General features: G+C 61.1%; 13 protein-coding genes. 9 read left to right on the forward strand and 4 right to left on the reverse strand.

Annotation, left to right across the window (positions count from 1 at the left end; all coding sequences use genetic code 11):
• Positions 1 to 6 precede the first annotated feature (6 nt).
• The 3 genes from dgcB to FXO12_RS20760 are packed head-to-tail and all read left to right on the forward strand — an operon-like array spanning position 7 to position 3,951.
• Positions 7 to 1,950 carry a dimethylglycine demethylation protein DgcB gene (gene dgcB / locus FXO12_RS20750; protein WP_057976533.1) on the forward strand — a complete coding sequence of 648 codons (1,944 nt, stop codon included), beginning with the start codon at positions 7 to 9 and terminating at the stop codon, positions 1,948 to 1,950.
• Positions 1,950 to 3,170, forward strand: coding sequence for an electron transfer flavoprotein subunit alpha/FixB family protein (locus tag FXO12_RS20755; RefSeq protein ID WP_160049738.1), 1,221 nt, complete (start codon positions 1,950 to 1,952; stop codon positions 3,168 to 3,170). Before dgcB ends, FXO12_RS20755 begins: the two co-directional genes overlap by 1 nt.
• Before the next feature lie 10 nt (positions 3,171 to 3,180).
• Positions 3,181 to 3,951: an electron transfer flavoprotein subunit beta gene (locus FXO12_RS20760; RefSeq protein ID WP_057976578.1), complete on the forward strand. Its 771-nt coding sequence runs from the start codon at positions 3,181 to 3,183 to the stop codon at positions 3,949 to 3,951.
• Positions 3,952 to 4,799: 848 nt separating this feature from the next.
• On the opposite strand, the gene gbcA is transcribed toward FXO12_RS20760, so the two are convergent.
• Positions 4,800 to 6,095, reverse strand: coding sequence for a glycine-betaine demethylase subunit GbcA (gene gbcA, locus FXO12_RS20765; protein ID WP_057702201.1), 1,296 nt, complete (start codon positions 6,093 to 6,095; stop codon positions 4,800 to 4,802).
• 282 nt (positions 6,096 to 6,377) lie between these two features.
• Between gbcA and gbcB the strand changes: the two genes are divergently transcribed.
• Positions 6,378 to 7,478, forward strand: coding sequence for a glycine-betaine demethylase subunit GbcB (gbcB, locus tag FXO12_RS20770; protein ID WP_014720237.1), 1,101 nt, complete (start codon positions 6,378 to 6,380; stop codon positions 7,476 to 7,478).
• A gap of 352 nt (positions 7,479 to 7,830) precedes the next feature.
• Here the strand turns inward: gbcB and FXO12_RS20775 are convergent, their stop codons facing one another.
• The 3 genes from FXO12_RS20775 to FXO12_RS20785 all read right to left on the reverse strand — a co-directional run bounded on the left by FXO12_RS20775 (position 7,831) and on the right by FXO12_RS20785 (position 9,930).
• The gene (locus FXO12_RS20775; protein WP_003194866.1) at positions 7,831 to 8,364 is read right to left on the reverse strand and encodes a hypothetical protein; all 534 of its coding nucleotides are present in this window, start codon (positions 8,362 to 8,364) and stop codon (positions 7,831 to 7,833) included.
• Between the two features lie 131 nt (positions 8,365 to 8,495).
• Complete coding sequence (locus FXO12_RS20780) at positions 8,496 to 8,696, reverse strand: hypothetical protein (protein WP_057976580.1); 201 nt, start codon at positions 8,694 to 8,696, stop codon at positions 8,496 to 8,498.
• A 193-nt stretch (positions 8,697 to 8,889) separates the two neighbouring features.
• Entirely contained in the window at positions 8,890 to 9,930 is a 1,041-nt protein-coding gene (locus tag FXO12_RS20785; RefSeq protein ID WP_003194862.1) for a low specificity L-threonine aldolase, read from the reverse strand.
• A 90-nt stretch (positions 9,931 to 10,020) separates the two neighbouring features.
• On the opposite strand from FXO12_RS20785, the gene FXO12_RS20790 reads away from it, so the two are divergent.
• The 5 genes from FXO12_RS20790 to FXO12_RS20810 all read left to right on the forward strand — a co-directional run bounded on the left by FXO12_RS20790 (position 10,021) and on the right by FXO12_RS20810 (position 16,866).
• Positions 10,021 to 10,749, forward strand: coding sequence for a TraX family protein (locus tag FXO12_RS20790; RefSeq protein ID WP_057976537.1), 729 nt, complete (start codon positions 10,021 to 10,023; stop codon positions 10,747 to 10,749).
• Between the two features lie 258 nt (positions 10,750 to 11,007).
• Entirely contained in the window at positions 11,008 to 12,261 is a 1,254-nt protein-coding gene (gene glyA / locus FXO12_RS20795; protein WP_020302144.1) for a serine hydroxymethyltransferase, read from the forward strand.
• A gap of 22 nt (positions 12,262 to 12,283) precedes the next feature.
• Complete coding sequence (locus FXO12_RS20800; protein WP_003176546.1) at positions 12,284 to 13,534, forward strand: sarcosine oxidase subunit beta; 1,251 nt, start codon at positions 12,284 to 12,286, stop codon at positions 13,532 to 13,534.
• A gap of 15 nt (positions 13,535 to 13,549) precedes the next feature.
• The gene (locus tag FXO12_RS20805) at positions 13,550 to 13,852 is read left to right on the forward strand and encodes a sarcosine oxidase subunit delta (RefSeq protein ID WP_003194855.1); all 303 of its coding nucleotides are present in this window, start codon (positions 13,550 to 13,552) and stop codon (positions 13,850 to 13,852) included.
• Positions 13,849 to 16,866, forward strand: coding sequence for a sarcosine oxidase subunit alpha (locus tag FXO12_RS20810; RefSeq protein WP_057976539.1), 3,018 nt, complete (start codon positions 13,849 to 13,851; stop codon positions 16,864 to 16,866). The genes FXO12_RS20805 and FXO12_RS20810 overlap by 4 nt, the downstream gene beginning before the upstream one ends.
• Positions 16,867 to 16,889 lie beyond the last annotated feature (23 nt).

Here is a 16,889-nt window from a genome sequence, read left to right on the forward strand (position 1 = left end):
TTCACCATGCTGAATACCCTTCTTCCCATCCTGCTTTTTGCCGCCCTGGGCCTCGCCGTCCTCGGCGCCTTGCGCCGGGTGAACATGTGGCGCCGTGGCCGTGCGTCCAAAGTCGACCTGCTGGGTGGCCTCTTGGCCATGCCCAAGCGCTACATGGTCGACCTGCACCACGTGGTCGCCCGTGACAAATACATCGCCAACACCCACGTAGCGACGGCGCTGGGCTTTGTGCTGTCGGCGCTGCTGGCGATTGTGGTGCACGGTTTCGGCCTGCAGAGCCGCATTCTTGGTTATGCCCTGCTGCTGGCGTCGACATTGATGTTTGTCGGCGCGATCTTCATGTACCTGCGCCGCCGCAATCCGCCTGCCCGCCTGTCCAAAGGCCCGTGGATGCGCCTGCCGAAAAGCCTGATGGCCTTCTCGGTGAGCTTCTTCCTGGTGACCTTGCCGGTGGCCGGGATTCTGCCCGTCGACTTCGGCGGCTGGCTGCTTGCGGCATTGCTGAGCGTGGGCGTGTTGTGGGGCGTGTCCGAAATGTTCTTCGGCATGACTTGGGGCGGGCCGATGAAACACGCGTTTGCCGGAGCCCTGCACCTGGCCTGGCACCGTCGCGCCGAACGCTTTGGCGGCGGCCGCTCCACCGGTTTGAAACCCTTGGACCTGAGCGATAAAACCGCGCCACTGGGCGTGGAAAAACCCAAGGACTTCACCTGGAACCAACTGCTCGGCTTCGACGCCTGCGTGCAGTGCGGCAAGTGCGAAGCGGCGTGCCCGGCGTTTGCCGCGGGCCAGCCACTGAACCCGAAAAAACTCATTCAGGACATGGTGGTCGGTTTGGCCGGTGGCACCGATGCCAAGTTCGCCGGCAGCCCGTACCCCGGCAAACCGGTGGGCGAACACGGCGGCAACCCGCACCAGCCGATCGTCAACGGCCTGGTGGACGCCGAGACCCTGTGGTCGTGCACCACCTGCCGCGCTTGCGTGGAAGAGTGCCCGATGATGATCGAGCATGTGGACGCTATCGTCGACATGCGTCGCCACCTCACCCTGGAAAAAGGCGCCACGCCGAACAAGGGCGCTGAAGTCCTGGAAAACCTGATCGCTACCGACAACCCCGGCGGGTTTGCCCCCGGTGGGCGCCTGAACTGGGCGGCAGACCTGAACCTGCCGTTGCTCAGCGACAAAGGCAGTTGCGATGTGCTGTTCTGGGTCGGCGATGGCGCCTTCGACATGCGTAACCAGCGTACCCTGCGCGCTTTCGTCAAAGTGCTCAAGGCCGCCAAGGTCGATTTCGCCGTGCTCGGCCTGGAAGAACGCGACAGCGGTGACGTGGCGCGGCGCCTCGGTGACGAAGCGACATTCCAGTTGCTGGCCACGCGCAATATCCAGACCCTGGCCAAGTACAGCTTCAAGCGCATCGTCACCTGCGATCCGCACAGCTTCCATGTGCTGAAAAACGAATACGGCGCCTTCAACGGCAACTACCGCGTGCAGCACCACAGCACCTTCATGGCCGAGCTGATCGGCGAGGGCGCGCTGAATCTGGGCCAGCACAAAGGCAACAGCGTGACCTACCATGACCCTTGCTACCTGGGCCGCTACAACGGTGAATACGAGGCGCCGCGCCAAGTGCTAAAGGCGTTGGGTATCGAGGTCAAGGAAATGCAACGCTCGGGCTTCCGTTCACGCTGTTGCGGTGGCGGTGGCGGTGCGCCGATCACCGACATCCCCGGCAAGCAACGTATCCCCGATATGCGCATGGACGACATCCGCGAGACCGGCGCCGAACTGGTGGCCGTGGGTTGCCCGCAATGCACCGCGATGCTTGAAGGCGTGGTCGAACCGCGCCCGTTGATCAAGGACATCGCCGAACTGGTAGCCGACGCGTTGCTTGAAGACGCCGCGCCGGCCAAAGCCCCCGTCAAGCGTGAACCTGCGGAGGTGCACTGATGAGCGATATTATCCGCCGCGACCCCCGGGCCGAATGGATCGCCCGTAACCGCCTGCACCCGTTGCACGCGGCGATGCAGGCGGCGCAACACAGCTGGATGGGGCCCAACGGCATCATTCGCAAAAACGTGCATGGTGTCGGTTTTATCGGGCCCAACGGCATCAAGCGCATCGACCGCAGCGGTGCCCAGCAGGGCGGCGCGGCCAAGCGCACCGCGGCAGTGGAAGTGCAATTGCCGCTGCATCAAGTGCCGACCCCGGCGTTCTACATCAACGTGGTACCGGACATGGTCGGCGGCCGCCTGAGCAGTCACGACCGCGACCTGCTTGGTCTGGCGCGTCAACTGGCCGGCAGTGACGGCGCCGTGTTGGCGGTGGTATTCGGTGAACACAAGGAAAGCGCCTTTGCCACGGCGGGCGTCGACCGACTGCTGGTGCTGGAGGGGCATGAGTTCGAAGGTTATGCACCGGAGCAACGCGTGCAGGGCCTGCGTGCTGTGGATAACCAATTCAGCCCGCGCCACTGGTTGCTGCCAGACAGCCGCAGCGGTGGTGGTGAGCTGGGGCGACGCTTTGCCGCCAGCCTCAAGGAACGCCCGGCGACGCGGGTGTGGCAGATCAAGGGCGAGGAATGCATCGGCCGTGCCGGTGCCGGCCAGGAAGACCTGGCGCGGCCGTTGCCCCGTCTGATCCTCGCCGCCGCCGAATGTGCCGATCCGGTCAGCGAGACCCGCCACGAAGTCTTGCCCGTGGAGTTATCCACAAGCCTGGCGCGTAGTCTGCCGCGTATCGAAGACCTCGGCGCGGTGGCGGTCGACCCGGCAGCGATTCCGATGGCCGAGGCAGAGTTCATTTTCTCCGGTGGCAACGGCGTGAAGGATTGGGCGCTGTTCCACCAGACCGCCGCGGCCCTGGGCGCCACCGAAGGCGCCTCGCGGGTGGCAGTGGACGATGGCTTCATGGCGCGTGATCGCCAGGTCGGCGCCAGCGGTACCTGGGTCACTGCGCGGGTGTACGTGGCGGTGGGCATTTCCGGGGCGATCCAGCACCTGCAAGGCATCGGTGCCTGCGACAAGGTGGTGGCGATCAACCTCGACCCAGGGTGCGACATGATCAAGCGTGCCGACCTGTCGGTGATCGGCGAAAGCGCCGCGATACTGCACGCCTTGATCGCGGCGGTCGAGATCTACCGCAACGGCGCCAAGCGCGATGCAGCCTGAGGATATGACCATGACGAACACTGTATTCAGCCTGGTGTCCATCGGCGCTCACCCCACCTCCGGGCGTCCACGCCGTGCCGAGCAGGATGCGCGCGCGGTTGAGCTGGGGCTGCAACTGGCTGGGGATAAGTTGCAGGTGCTGCACGCCGGCAACATCGCCGAACCGACCCTGCGCAGCTACCTGGGCATGGGCCTGCCGCAACTGCAGGTACTGGAACAACCGGCCGGCTCGGATGCCTTGCCGGTGCTCTGTGAGTATCTGCGCGACGCCGGTGCTCAAGTGGTACTGACCGGGAGCCAGGCAGAAACCGGCGAAGGTTCGGGAATGCTGCCGTTCCTCTTGGCCGAGCAACTGGGCTGGCCGCTGATTGTGGGGCTGGCCCAGGTGGAGTCCATTGACGCCGGCGTAGCCCTGGTGCTGCAGGCGCTGCCTCGCGGCCAGCGGCGGCGCTTGAAGGTGCGCCTGCCGTTTCTCGCCACTGTGGATAACGCCGCGCCCAAGCCACGCCAGAGCGCCTACGGCCCGGCGCAACGGGGTGAACTGGCCGCCCATGACGTTGAGATTGAACACGACGAGTTATTCACAGGCGCACTGTTGCAACCGGCCAAGCCACGGCCAAAGCGCCTCAAGGTGATCAAGGCCAAGAGTGGTGCCGACCGTATGAAAGCCGCAACGGCCAAGGCCAGTGGCGGCGGTGGGCAGGTGCTCAAGGGCGTGAGCGCTGAAGAGGGCGCGCAAGCGATTCTCAAGCTTCTGGTAGAAGAGGGCGTCGTACGCTGAACCCTGACCACCACCAAACCTTGTGGGAGCTGGCTTGCCTGCGATAGCGGTGGGTCAGCAACCCATGCATCCGTTGACGTATTGCAATCGCGGGCAAGCCCGCTCCCGCACTTCCCTGCTTTATCTTGGGCTTACCCACAATGCCTGTTGATCCGCCTGTGGATAACCTGTTCGCGGGTGTCCACAAGCCCGGTGTATCAAGCTCTGCAGCCCTCTGTACGAAAAACAACCAACCTAACTTGCGGTTTTTACTCGGGTTTTCACCGGGTTGAGGCCTCGACTTGCCCCCAAAGTCTGTTGGCGCTTTTGTGGATAAGATGTTCGCTATCCGCTACAGGCCTTGTAAAGCGTGGTCTTCGAGGGATTGGTCAATAATTGATCAAATCTCGCTTAATCGCCGTTTAAACGGCTCGATATCCCCGATTCATGAGGGTTTCAAGGGCTTTTCCACAACCCGGAAAAAATTGCCCCCAAAGTCTGTTGGTGCATCTGTGGATAAGGTGTTCGCTTACCGCTGGAAGCCACGCTAATCAAGGCTATTGGAGGGTTGATCAATAAATGAGCAGCTCAAGATAAAACCTGCAAGTTTGAATAAGTCACGGATTTTCTTGATTTAATTTGCGTGCGCGGCGCACTTGCCCACAATTGCTGTGGGTGGTTTTGTGGATAAGTTGTTGGGGAAAGGCTGGAGGGCAGGGTGGTAAAGGGTTGCATCGGAGCTGATCGAATTTTGAACAGTTAACCTGTCCAAATGTGGGAGCTGGCTTGCCTGCGATAGCGGTCTGTCAGCCAATACAGGCTTTGACAGACACAATGCCATCGCGGGCAAGCCCGCTCCCACACAAGCGTTATTCGTGAGCAGCTACGCCTTTGAGATAAGGCGCTGGCGCCGCGCCCAGGTTGTTGAGCATCCGCTCGCTGTACCAATCCACAAAATTCACCACGCCAAACTCATAGGTCTTGGAGTAAGGGCCTGGCTGGTAGGCGGTGGAGTTGATGCCGCGCTGGTTCTCTTCGGCCAGGCGGCGATCCTGGTCGTTGGTGGCATCCCACACCTGGCGCATGCGCTCCACGTCGTAGTCCACGCCTTCCACGGCGTCCTTGTGCACGATCCACTTGGTGGTGACCATGGTTTCCTGGGCGCTGATCGGCCACACGGTGAACACAATGATGTGGTCGCCCATGCAGTGGTTCCAGGAGTGCGGCAGGTGCAGGATGCGCATCGAACCCAGGTCCGGGTTCTTGATGCGGCCCATGAGTTTGGCGCAGCCCTGCTTGCCGTCCAGGGTCATCGACACAGTGCCCTTGAGCAGTGGCATGCGCACGATGCGGTTACGCAGGCCGAAGCTGGCGTGGGCGTAAGGGATTTTTTCGGCATCCCAAGCGGCGGCGGACGCGGCTACGTGATCCTTGAACGCCTGGTCGGCGCGCGGGTCGGTAACGTCGTCCCATTCCAGCAGGGTTTTCAGCAGTTCCGGGTGCGAGGCGTTGCAGTGGTAGCACTCGCGGTTGTTTTCCAGCACCAGCTTCCAGTTGGCTTTTTCGAACAAGGTGGTCTGGATCGCCACCTTGGTGTTCTCCATGTCGTAGGGCTCCATGTAATGGCTGAGCGTCGACAGGAAGTCATCAATGGCCGGTGGGTTTTCGGCCAGGCTGATAAAGATGTAGCCGCCAGCAGTCTTCACGTTCACCGGCTTGAGGCCGTACTGCTTCATGTCGAAATCGGCGCCCATCTCGGTGCCGGCGAACAGCAGGCGGCCGTCCAGCTCGTAGGTCCACTGGTGGTAGTGGCACACCAATTTGGCGACCTTGCCCTTGTCGCTGGTGCACAAGCGCGAGCCACGGTGGCGGCAGACGTTGTGGAACGCATGCACCACGCCGTCGGCACCCCGGATCACGATGATTGGGTTCTTGCCCACTTGCAGGGTCAGGTAGTTGCCCTTGGTGGGGATTTCGCAGGTCATACCGGCGATCAACCACTCTTTCTGGAAGATCTCTTGCATGTCGATATCAAACAACCGCTCATCAGAGTAGAACGGCTGCGGCAGCGAAAAAGTGCGCTCGCGCTCTTGCAGCATTTGCGCGGTGGCCTTGCGTGCGGGTTCCAGCGGATCGCCCAAGCTTAAGGTTGCGGTGACGTCCATCGTGTGTGTCCTCATGGCCATTCTGTGTGGCCGGCGAATAGTGGCTACGGTTGGTGCTGTGCAAGGCGTAAAGAACGCGTCTTTGTTGGGAGCGAGTGTGGGCCCGGCGTAACGTCGAACCTTATCCATGGGCGACATGGCCCAATCTGATCCCGACGCGCAAGCCCCTGTCTTTGGGGGCTGGTCGCCGTAAGTATGTGAATGTCGCAGATAGGTAAATGGGTGGTTCTCGCGTTACGCAGAATCGCCACCATAAGGCCGACGTCGGCGGTGGAGAACAACATGTCCAATAATTTCCTGAATCCGGTAACCACCCAGACCTGGGCCAATGGTCGGCACATCGTCCGCTGCGTCAAAGTCATCCAGGAAACCTGGGATGTGCGCACCTTCTGCTTCATGGCCGATCAGCCGATCCTGTTCTTTTTCAAGCCAGGGCAATTCGTCACCCTGGAGCTGGAAATCGAAGGCCAGCCGATCATGCGTTCGTACACGATTTCCAGCTCACCGTCGGTGCCTTACAGTTTTTCGGTGACCATCAAGCGTGTGCCGGGCGGTCGGGTTTCCAATTGGCTGCACGACACTTTGCACGAAGGCCAGGAGCTGGCGGTGCACGGGCCGGTCGGGCTGTTCAATGCCATCGACTTCCCGAGCCCGAAAGTGCTTTACCTCAGCGGCGGCGTTGGGATCACGCCGGTGATGTCCATGGCGCGCTGGTTCTACGACACCAATGCGAACGTCGACATGACCTTTATCCACAGCGCCCGCTCGCCCAAGGACATCATCTATCACCGCGAGCTGGAGCACATGGCGTCGCGGATCGACAACTTCAGCCTGCACCTGATTTGCGAAAAACACGGCCTGGGCGAGCCTTGGGCCGGGTATCGCGGCTATCTGAACCACAAGATGCTGGAGCTGATGGTGCCGGACTTCCTGGAGCGCGAAGTGTTCTGCTGCGGCCCTACGCCGTACATGAACGCGGTGAAGCGTTTGCTGGAAGTTGCCGGTTTCGACATGACGCGTTATCACGAAGAATCCTTTGGCGCGACACCGCCCGAAGCCCGTGCCGATGCGGTGGAGCAGGCCGAGCAAGCGGCGGATGCGCCGGAGATCGACCTGGCAGACCTGCATCAAGTGGAATTTATCGCGTCCGGCAAGAGCATTCGCGTGGCGCCGGGGGAAACGGTGCATGCTGCGGCGGCCAAGCTCGGCCTGCTGATCCCCAAGGCCTGCGGCATGGGCATCTGCGGTACGTGCAAGGTCATGAAGCTGGGCGGCGAAGTAGAGATGGAGCACAACGGCGGGATTACCGAAGAGGACGAAGCCGAAGGCTATATCCTGTCGTGCTGCAGTGTGCCGAAGGGTGATGTACGCATCGAGTTCTGATCTGCTCGTTCCCACGCTCTGCGTGGTAACGCCTCCCAGGACGCTCCGCGTCCCGCCGCAGTTGAGGGGTGACGCGGAGCGTCACGGGCTGCATTCCCACGCAGAGCGCGGGAACGATCTTTCCGGCAGCAGGCACATGCTCGTTCCCACGCTCTGAGTGGTAGCGCCTCCCAGGACGCTCCGCGTCCCGTCGCAGTTGAGGGGTGACGCGGAGCGTCACGGGCTGCATTCCCACGCGGAGCGCGGGAACGATCTTTCCGGCAGAAGGCTGCATGCTCGTTCCCACGCTCTGCGTGGTAACGCCTTCCAGGACGCTCCGCGTCCCGTCGTAAGGGAAGGGGCACGCGGATCTTCAGAGCCAAGGTTGGATGTCGATCAGGCCTGGCATACCTGCATAGTTGCGCGCGCTGGAGTAGCGCCAGTGTTCAGCCAGGTCCACATAGCCCCGCTTTATGGGGTTGTGATGGATGTAATCAAGCTTCTGGCGCATGACTGCCTCGCTGTAAACCAACTCCGCATGTGAACCTTCCTGCCACAGTTGATAAACACGATCTGTCTTGTGTGCACGCTTGCAGAAACGCAGGCGCTGCAATACCCGCTCCGCGCCTTTGCTTTGCAGGTCGTCAATGATGGTGCGGGCGGTGAAGGATTTGAATTGGCTGACGCACTTTCCCAGATCGGGCGCTTGAGCAATAAAGTGCAAGTGATTTTCCAGGATGACGTAACCAAACAAGTTTAAAGCGTGGTTGCTTTGTTGATATCGCCAGCAATCCAGAAGATGGTCCACCAGGTAGTTGCGGGTGAAGAGGGGGAGCCATTCCATGACAGTGCAGGTGAGGAAGTGGGGTTTTTCGGGTTCGGTGATGACATAGCGGCTTCTGCCCACGTGTTCATCCTTGATTTCGGGTGGGCGCGGAGCGTCCGAGGAGGCATTCCCACGCGGAGCGCGGGAACGATCATGATTCAGCGTCGCGTCGCAGGTCGGGAATCTGCGACGCGAGCCTTAGGTGTTAACAGTTATTGGGCATAGATATGGACAACGAAGTGCTGGCCTGAGTTTGTCAATTCGTAGGCTTTGTCGTAGATGGTCAGCGTCCTTGATGGCTCCTGAATGGTGTCCCCGACCTTGGCGTGTTTCCTGAACTCATCCCAGTCAATGACCGTGGTGCTAGTGCTGCCGCCGCTTTGCAGTGTGTTGCTATTGCTTTGATATTCCATGATAAAGCTCTCCATTGATGTGCCTTTGCCGCCGATTATTCGGCTGGCGGTGAAACCCGAAAGGTGGCAGTTATCGCTGCGTTTTCCTTGCGGGTAACAAGAGGCTAGACAATGAATGCGAGCTACGTAGCTGTCAGAAATATCAAAAAACAGTCTCGGCAATCGGCCAGTAAGGACTGGCCGGGGCCCTGCTTTAAGCGTTCATCACTTCCCGAATATCGGCAGCCAATTCCCTTACACGCTCTTCCTCGGTATCCCACGCACACATGAAGCGCGCACCACCTTTGCCGATGAAGGTGTAGAAACGCCAGCCCTTGGCGGTCAGCGCTGCAATCGCGGGTTCGGAGAGTTGCAGGAACACGCCGTTGGCCTGTACCGGGAACATCAATTCCACACCGGGAATATCCGCCACCAGGCTGCTCAACAATTGCGCGCAATGGTTAGCGTGGCGCGCATGCTTGAGCCAGGCGTCATTTTCCAGCAGGCCCACCCATGGCGCAGAAAGGAAGCGCATTTTCGACGCCAACTGACCGGCCTGTTTGCAGCGGTAGTCGAAGTCTTCAGCCAGTTTGTGATTGAAGAACAGGATGGCTTCACCCACCGCCATGCCGTTTTTGGTACCACCAAAGCACAGCACGTCGACGCCGGCTTTCCAGGTCAGGTCGGCCGGTGAGCAACCCAGGAATGCACAGGCATTGGCGAAGCGGGCACCGTCCATGTGCAGGTTCAGTCCCAGTTCCTTGCAGGTGGCGCTGATGGCGCGGATTTCTTCCGGGGTGTACACGCTGCCCACTTCGGTGGCTTGGGTCAGGGTGACTACGCGGGGTTTGGGGTAGTGGATGTCCTGGCGCTTGAGGGCGATCTCACGGATCGACTCCGGGGTCAGCTTGCCGTTTTCGGTGCGGGCAACCAACAATTTGGAGCCGTTGGAGAAAAACTCCGGCGCGCCGCATTCGTCGGTCTCGACGTGGGCAGTTTCCGAGCAAATCACGCTATGGTAGCTCTGGCACAACGAGGACAGCGCCAGGGAGTTGGCAGCCGTACCGTTGAAGGCGAAGAACACCTCGCAGTCGGTCTCGAACAGATTGCGGAAACCGTCGGCGGCGCGGTGGGTCCATTCATCATCGCCGTAGGCACGCTGATGGCCCTGGTTGGCTTGTTCCATGGCGGCCCAGGCTTCCGGGCAGATGCCGGAATAGTTGTCGCTGGCAAATTGTTGGCTCTTGTCGGTCATGGCCCGTTCCTGTGGTCGATGTTGGTGCGCACTTTACCCAAGATTGCCGGGGGCACGCACGCACTGTAAATGCAAAGTCGTTGGGGAATTATGCACGGTACTGAAACCTTGCCTGTCGGACCTGTCCGAGATGGCGCTTTGGATCTGCTCAAGTGGCTGGCGCTGTTGAGTATGGTGCTCGATCATTTGCGCTATGTGGGGCTGAGCCTGGATGGGCTATACGTGCCGGGGCGCCTGGCGTTTCCATGGTTTTGCCTGGCGATTGCGGCCAATTTGCACCGTGTCCGTTACGCCCCAGTGACGGGCCATTGGCGCTACCTGGGTTGGTTGCTGCTGTTCAGCGTGATCAGCGAAGTGCCTTATCGGATGTTCATCGAAGATGCCGATACCTTGAACGTGTTGCCGACCCTGGCGCTGGGCATGCTGGTTGCCCGAGGTTGGCAGCAAAAGGCGTTGGTTGATCGAGGATTGGCGCTGATCGCCGTCACAATGGCGGCCGTGTTTTCACACCAGTTGATGTTCGGTTTCTTTGGTGTATTGCTGCCACTGGCGTTATTGCTGGTGTTTCGCCGGCCCTGGTATTTCAGCGTGCTGCCGGGTTTAGTCTGCGTCGCCGCCAATCAGTGGCAGATTCTGCTCAATAGCGGCACGCTTGTGGCGCTGTCGGGGTTGGCTGCATGTCTGATTGCGCCGCTGGCAGGATTGGTCTTATTGCGACATGGCAAAAACGCCGACCCCCCCGCCATGCGACGCTGGGCCTATGCCCTGTATCCCATGCATTTTCTTCTGTTGCTACTCGTTCGCAAGCTCATTGCCTAGCCCTTGTAGGAGCGAGCTTGCTCGCGAAAAACGTCAACAATAACGCGGGCTGCCTGATTGAACGCGGCGCCCTCAGGTTTTTCGCGAGCAAGCTCGCTCCTACAGTTTGTAGGCACCCAGTTAGCATTTGCTCAGGCCATGTCGTAAACGCACCTTTGCGTGGCGTGCGCAGGCATTTGGCCCGCACGCGCCAGCCCTACCATCGCATCAAAGGGCCCTGCGAGGGCCTCAACAATACGAAAGGCTGGGAGAGACGCGATGTTCAGCAAACAAGACCAGATCCAGGGATATGACGACGCACTGCTGGCGGCGATGAATGCCGAGGAGCAGCGCCAGGAAGATCATATCGAGCTGATCGCGTCGGAGAACTACACCAGCAAGCGCGTGATGGAAGCTCAAGGCAGTGGCCTTACCAACAAATACGCCGAAGGCTACCCGGGCAAGCGCTACTACGGCGGCTGCGAGCATGTGGACAAGGTCGAGGCCCTAGCCATCGAACGCGCCAAGCAGCTGTTCGGCGCCGATTACGCCAACGTGCAACCGCACTCCGGTTCCTCCGCCAACAGCGCCGTGTACCTGGCGCTGATCAATGCCGGCGACACCATTCTGGGCATGAGCCTGGCCCACGGCGGTCACCTGACTCACGGCGCCAAAGTGTCATCCTCGGGCAAGCTGTATAACGCGGTGCAGTACGGCATCAACACCGACACCGGCCTGATCGACTACGACGAAGTCGAGCGCCTGGCGGTCGAGCACAAGCCGAAGATGGTCGTGGCAGGTTTCTCGGCCTACTCCAAGACCCTGGATTTCCCACGCTTTCGTCAGATCGCCGACAAGGTAGGCGCGCTGCTGTTCGTCGACATGGCCCACGTCGCCGGCCTGGTCGCCGCTGGCCTTTACCCGAACCCGCTGCCTTACGCCGACGTGGTCACCACCACCACCCACAAGACCCTGCGCGGTCCACGGGGCGGTTTGATCCTGGCCAAGGCCAACGAAGAAATCGAAAAGAAACTCAACGCTGCGGTATTCCCCGGCGCCCAGGGCGGCCCGCTGATGCACGTGATCGCTGGCAAGGCCGTGTGCTTCAAGGAAGCGCTGGAGCCCGGCTTCAAGGCTTACCAGCAGCAAGTGATCGATAACGCCCAGGCCATGGCCGAAGTGTTCATCAAGCGTGGCTACGATGTGGTCTCCGGTGGCACCGACAACCACCTGTTCCTGGTCAGCCTGATTCGCCAGGGCCTCACCGGCAAAGAGGCGGATGCCGCCCTCGGTCGCGCCCACATCACCGTCAACAAGAACGCCGTGCCGAATGACCCGCAGTCGCCGTTCGTGACCTCGGGCCTGCGCATCGGTACCCCGGCGGTGACCACCCGTGGCTTCAAAGTGTCGCAGTGCGTCGAGCTGGCCGGCTGGATCTGCGACATCCTCGACAACCTCGGCGACGCCGACGTCGAGGCCAACGTGGCCAAGCACGTGTCTGCCCTGTGCGCTGATTTCCCGGTTTATCGCTGAGCGCGGTTTTGGAGTAATGACTATGCAACGCTACTCAGGCTTCGGCCTCTTCAAGCACTCCCTCAGCCATCACGAAAACTGGCAGAAGATGTGGCGCACGCCGACCCCTAAAAAGGTCTACGACGTGGTCATCGTCGGCGGCGGCGGGCATGGTCTGGCGACCGCTTACTACCTGGCCAAGGAACACGGCATCACCAACGTGGCGGTGGTCGAGAAAGGCTGGCTGGGCGGCGGTAACACCGCGCGCAACACCACCATCGTGCGTTCCAACTACCTGTGGGACGAGTCGGCGCACCTGTACGAACACGCTATGAAACTCTGGGAAGGTTTGTCCCAGGACCTGAACTACAACGTGATGTTCTCCCAGCGTGGCGTGTACAACCTGTGCCACACCCTGCAGGACATCCGTGACTCCGAACGCCGCGTGAGCGCCAACCGCCTCAACGGTGTGGACGGCGAGCTGCTGAATGCCCAGCAAGTGGCCGACGAAATCCCGTATCTGGATTGCTCCAAGAACACCCGTTACCCCGTACTCGGTGCCACCGTGCAACGTCGCGGCGGCGTGGCTCGTCACGATGCCGTGGCCTGGGGCTTTGCCCGCGCCGCCGACGCACTCGGCGTGGACCTGATCCAGCAGACCGAAGTGATCGGCTTCCGCAAGGAAAACGGCGTGTGCATCGGTGTGGAAACCAACAAGGGCTTTATCGGCGCCAAGCGCGTCGGTGTGGTCACTGCCGGTAACTCCGGGCACATGGCCTCGCTGGCGGGCTTTCGCCTGCCGATCGAATCCCACCCGCTGCAAGCGTTGGTTTCGGAGCCGATCAAGCCGATTATCGACAGCGTGATCATGTCCAACGCCGTGCATGGCTACATCAGCCAATCCGACAAGGGCGACCTGGTGATCGGCGCCGGTATCGACGGCTACAACGGCTACGGCCAGCGCGGTTCGTACCCGGTGATCGAGCACACCATCCAGGCCATCGTCGAGATGTTCCCGGTGCTGTCACGGGTGCGCATGAACCGCCAGTGGGGCGGCATCGTCGACACCACGCCGGATGCCTGCCCGATCATCTCCAAAACCCCGGTACCGAACATGTTCTTCAACTGCGGTTGGGGTACGGGCGGCTTCAAGGCCACCCCAGGCTCAGGCAACGTGTTTGCCGCCAGCCTGGCCAAGGGTGAAATGCACCCGCTGGCCGCACCTTTTTCCATCGACCGTTTCCACAACGGTGCGCTGATCGACGAACACGGCGCTGCGGCCGTCGCCCACTAACAGGAGAAATCCCCTATGTTGCATATCTTCTGTCCTCACTGTGGCGAACTGCGCTCCGAAGAGGAATTCCACGCGTCCGGCCAAGCGCACATCCCGCGCCCGCTGGACCCGAATGCCTGCACCGACGAGCAGTGGGGCGACTACATGTTCTTTCGCGATAACCCGCGCGGCCTGCACCACGAACTGTGGATCCATGCCGCCGGTTGCCGCCAGTATTTCAACGCCACCCGCGACACTGTGACCTACGAAATTCTTGAAACCTACAAGATCGGTGAGAAGCCTCAGTTCACCGCCAAGGCCTCTGGAGAGAAGGTATGAGCCAGATCAATCGCCTGTCCAACGGTGGCCGCATCGACCGTAATAAAGTCCTGACGTTTACGTTCAACGGTCAGAGCTACAAGGGTTTTGAAGGCGACACCCTGGCCGCAGCCCTGCTGGCCAACGGTGTCGACATCATTGGCCGCAGCTTCAAGTACTCGCGCCCAAGGGGCATCTTTGCCGCGGGCGCCGAAGAGCCGAACGCGGTGCTGCAGATCGGCGCCACCGAAGCCACGCAGATCCCCAACGTGCGCGCCACCCAACAGGCGCTGTACCAAGGCTTGGTTGCTACCAGCACCAACGGCTGGCCGAGCGTGAACAACGACATGATGGGGATTCTCGGCAAGGTCGGCGGCAAGCTGATGCCGCCGGGTTTCTACTACAAAACCTTCATGTACCCGCAATCGTTCTGGATGACCTACGAGAAGTACATCCGCAAGGCGGCAGGCCTTGGCCGGTCGCCCACCGAGAACGACCCGGACAGCTATGACAACTTCAACCGTCATTGCGACGTGCTGGTGGTGGGCGCAGGCCCTGCCGGCCTCGCCGCGGCATTGGCCGCTGCGCGCAGCGGTGCGCGGGTGATCATCGCCGACGAGCAGGAAGAGTTCGGTGGTTCGCTGCTCGATTCCCGCGAAAGCCTCGACGGCAAGCCGGCCACTGAATGGGTTGCCAGCGTCATTGCCGAATTGAAAGCGCTGCCGGACGTGGTGCTGCTGCCCCGCGCCACCGTCAACGGTTACCACGACCATAACTTCCTGACCATTCACGAGCGTCTCACCGACCATCTCGGTGATCGTGCGCCGATTGGCGTGGTGCGTCAGCGTATCCACCGTGTGCGTGCCAAGCGTGTGGTGCTGGCCACCGGTGCGTGCGAGCGTCCGCTGGTGTATGGCAACAACGATGTGCCGGGCAATATGCTCGCGGGTGCGGTGTCTACCTACGTGCGTCGCTACGGCGTGGCACCGGGTAAAAAGCTGCTGCTGTCGACCAACAACGATCATGCCTACCGCGTTGCGCTGGATTGGTTCGATGCGGGCCTCACCGTTGTTGCGGTGGCCGATGCGCGCCACAACCCACGCGGGGCTCTGGTTGAAGAAGCTCGCGCCAAAGGCATTCGCATCCTCACCGGCAGCGCCGTGATCGAGGCCCGTGGCAGTAAGCACGTGACCGGTGCCCGCGTGGCAGCCATCGACGTCAAGGCGCACAAAGTCACCAGCCCCGGCGAGTGGCTGGACTGCGACCTGGTCGCCAGCTCCGGCGGTTACAGCCCGGTGGTGCACCTGGCCTCGCACCTGGGCGGCAAGCCGACCTGGCGTGAAGATATTCTCGGGTTTGTACCCGGCGAAGCACCGCAAAAGCGCGTGTGCGTGGGTGGCATCAACGGTGTCTACGGCCTTGGCGACTCCCTCGCCGATGGCTTTGAAGGCGGCGTGCGTGCGGCCAGCGAAGCCGGTTTTGCCCCGGTTGAAGGCACGCTGCCAAAAGCCTTGAGTCGTCTTGAAGAACCCACCCTGGCGCTGTTCCAGGTACCCCACGAAAAAGCTACCGCACGGGCGCCAAAGCAATTTGTCGACCTGCAAAACGACGTGACCGCCGCCGCCATCGAACTGGCCACCCGCGAAGGTTTCGAGTCGGTGGAGCACGTCAAACGCTACACCGCGCTGGGCTTCGGCACTGACCAGGGCAAGCTGGGTAACGTCAACGGCCTGGCCATCGCCGCCCGTTCGTTGAACGTGACCATCCCGCAGATGGGCACCACCATGTTCCGTCCCAACTACACGCCGGTGACGTTCGGCGCCGTAGCGGGCCGTCACTGTGGGCATATCTTCGAGCCGGTACGCTACACCGCGCTGCAAGCCTGGCACGTTAAGAACGGCGCCGAGTTTGAGGACGTTGGCCAGTGGAAACGCCCCTGGTATTTTCCGCGTAACGGTGAAGACCTGCACGCCGCCGTGAAGCGTGAATGCCTGGCGGTGCGTGACAGCGTCGGCCTGCTGGATGCCTCCACCCTCGGCAAGATCGACATTCAAGGTCCGGATGCCCGTGAGTTCCTTAACCGCATCTACAGCAACGCCTGGACCAAGCTCGATGTGGGCAAGGCGCGCTACGGCCTGATGTGCAAGGAAGATGGCATGGTCTTCGACGACGGCGTGACGGCCTGTCTGGCCGATAACCACTTCCTGATGACCACCACCACCGGCGGCGCCGCCCGCGTGCTGCAGTGGCTGGAAATCTACCAGCAGACCGAATGGCCGGACCTCAAGGTGTACTTCACCTCGGTCACCGACCATTGGGCAACCATGACCCTGTCGGGCCCCAACAGCCGCAAGCTGCTCAGTGAAGTCACCGACATCGACCTGGACAAGGACGGCTTCCCGTTCATGACCTGGAAGGAAGGCCTGGTGGGCGGCGTGCCGGCGCGGGTGTTCCGTATCTCGTTTACCGGTGAGCTGTCGTACGAAGTCAACGTGCAGGCCGACTACGCCATGGGTGTGCTGGAAAAGATCGTCGAGGCCGGCAAAAAGTACAACCTGACCCCGTACGGCACCGAGACCATGCACGTCCTGCGCGCTGAGAAGGGCTTCATCATCGTCGGGCAAGACACCGACGGCTCGATGACCCCGGACGACCTGAACATGGGCTGGTGCGTTGGCCGTACCAAGCCGTTCTCGTGGATCGGCTGGCGCGGGATGAACCGTGAAGACTGCGTGCGTGAAGAGCGCAAGCAGTTGGTGGGGCTCAAGCCGATCGACCCGAACGTGTGGCTGCCGGAAGGCGCGCAGTTGGTGTTCGATCCGAAGCAGACGATTCCGATGAAGATGGTGGGTCACGTTACCTCAAGTTATGCGCATAACTCCCTGGGCTATTCGTTTGCCATGGGTGTGGTGAAGGGCGGCTTGAAGCGCATCGGTGAGCGGGTGTTCTCGCCGCAAGCGGATGGCAGCGTGATCGAAGCCGAGATTGTGTCTTCGGTGTTCTTTGACCCCAAAGGTGATCGGCAGAACGTCTGACACCTGATCGTTCCCACGCTCTG

This window comes from Pseudomonas sp. J380 (assembly GCF_009827115.1).
Classification (GTDB): domain Bacteria; phylum Pseudomonadota; class Gammaproteobacteria; order Pseudomonadales; family Pseudomonadaceae; genus Aquipseudomonas; species Aquipseudomonas paracarnis.

Coding starts and splice junctions, on each gene's coding strand:
- gbcB (WP_014720237.1), top strand. CDS start 6,378: ATGTCCAATAATTTCCTGAATCCGGTAACCACCCAGACCTGGGCCAAT.
- FXO12_RS20800 (WP_003176546.1), top strand. CDS start 12,284: ATGCAACGCTACTCAGGCTTCGGCCTCTTCAAGCACTCCCTCAGCCAT.
- glyA (WP_020302144.1), top strand. CDS start 11,008: ATGTTCAGCAAACAAGACCAGATCCAGGGATATGACGACGCACTGCTG.
- FXO12_RS20790 (WP_057976537.1), top strand. CDS start 10,021: ATGCACGGTACTGAAACCTTGCCTGTCGGACCTGTCCGAGATGGCGCT.
- FXO12_RS20805 (WP_003194855.1), top strand. CDS start 13,550: ATGTTGCATATCTTCTGTCCTCACTGTGGCGAACTGCGCTCCGAAGAG.
- FXO12_RS20810 (WP_057976539.1), top strand. CDS start 13,849: ATGAGCCAGATCAATCGCCTGTCCAACGGTGGCCGCATCGACCGTAAT.
- FXO12_RS20755 (WP_160049738.1), top strand. CDS start 1,950: ATGAGCGATATTATCCGCCGCGACCCCCGGGCCGAATGGATCGCCCGT.
- gbcA (WP_057702201.1), bottom strand. CDS start 6,095: ATGGACGTCACCGCAACCTTAAGCTTGGGCGATCCGCTGGAACCCGCA.
- FXO12_RS20760 (WP_057976578.1), top strand. CDS start 3,181: ATGACGAACACTGTATTCAGCCTGGTGTCCATCGGCGCTCACCCCACC.
- FXO12_RS20780 (WP_057976580.1), bottom strand. CDS start 8,696: ATGGAATATCAAAGCAATAGCAACACACTGCAAAGCGGCGGCAGCACT.
- FXO12_RS20785 (WP_003194862.1), bottom strand. CDS start 9,930: ATGACCGACAAGAGCCAACAATTTGCCAGCGACAACTATTCCGGCATC.
- dgcB (WP_057976533.1), top strand. CDS start 7: ATGCTGAATACCCTTCTTCCCATCCTGCTTTTTGCCGCCCTGGGCCTC.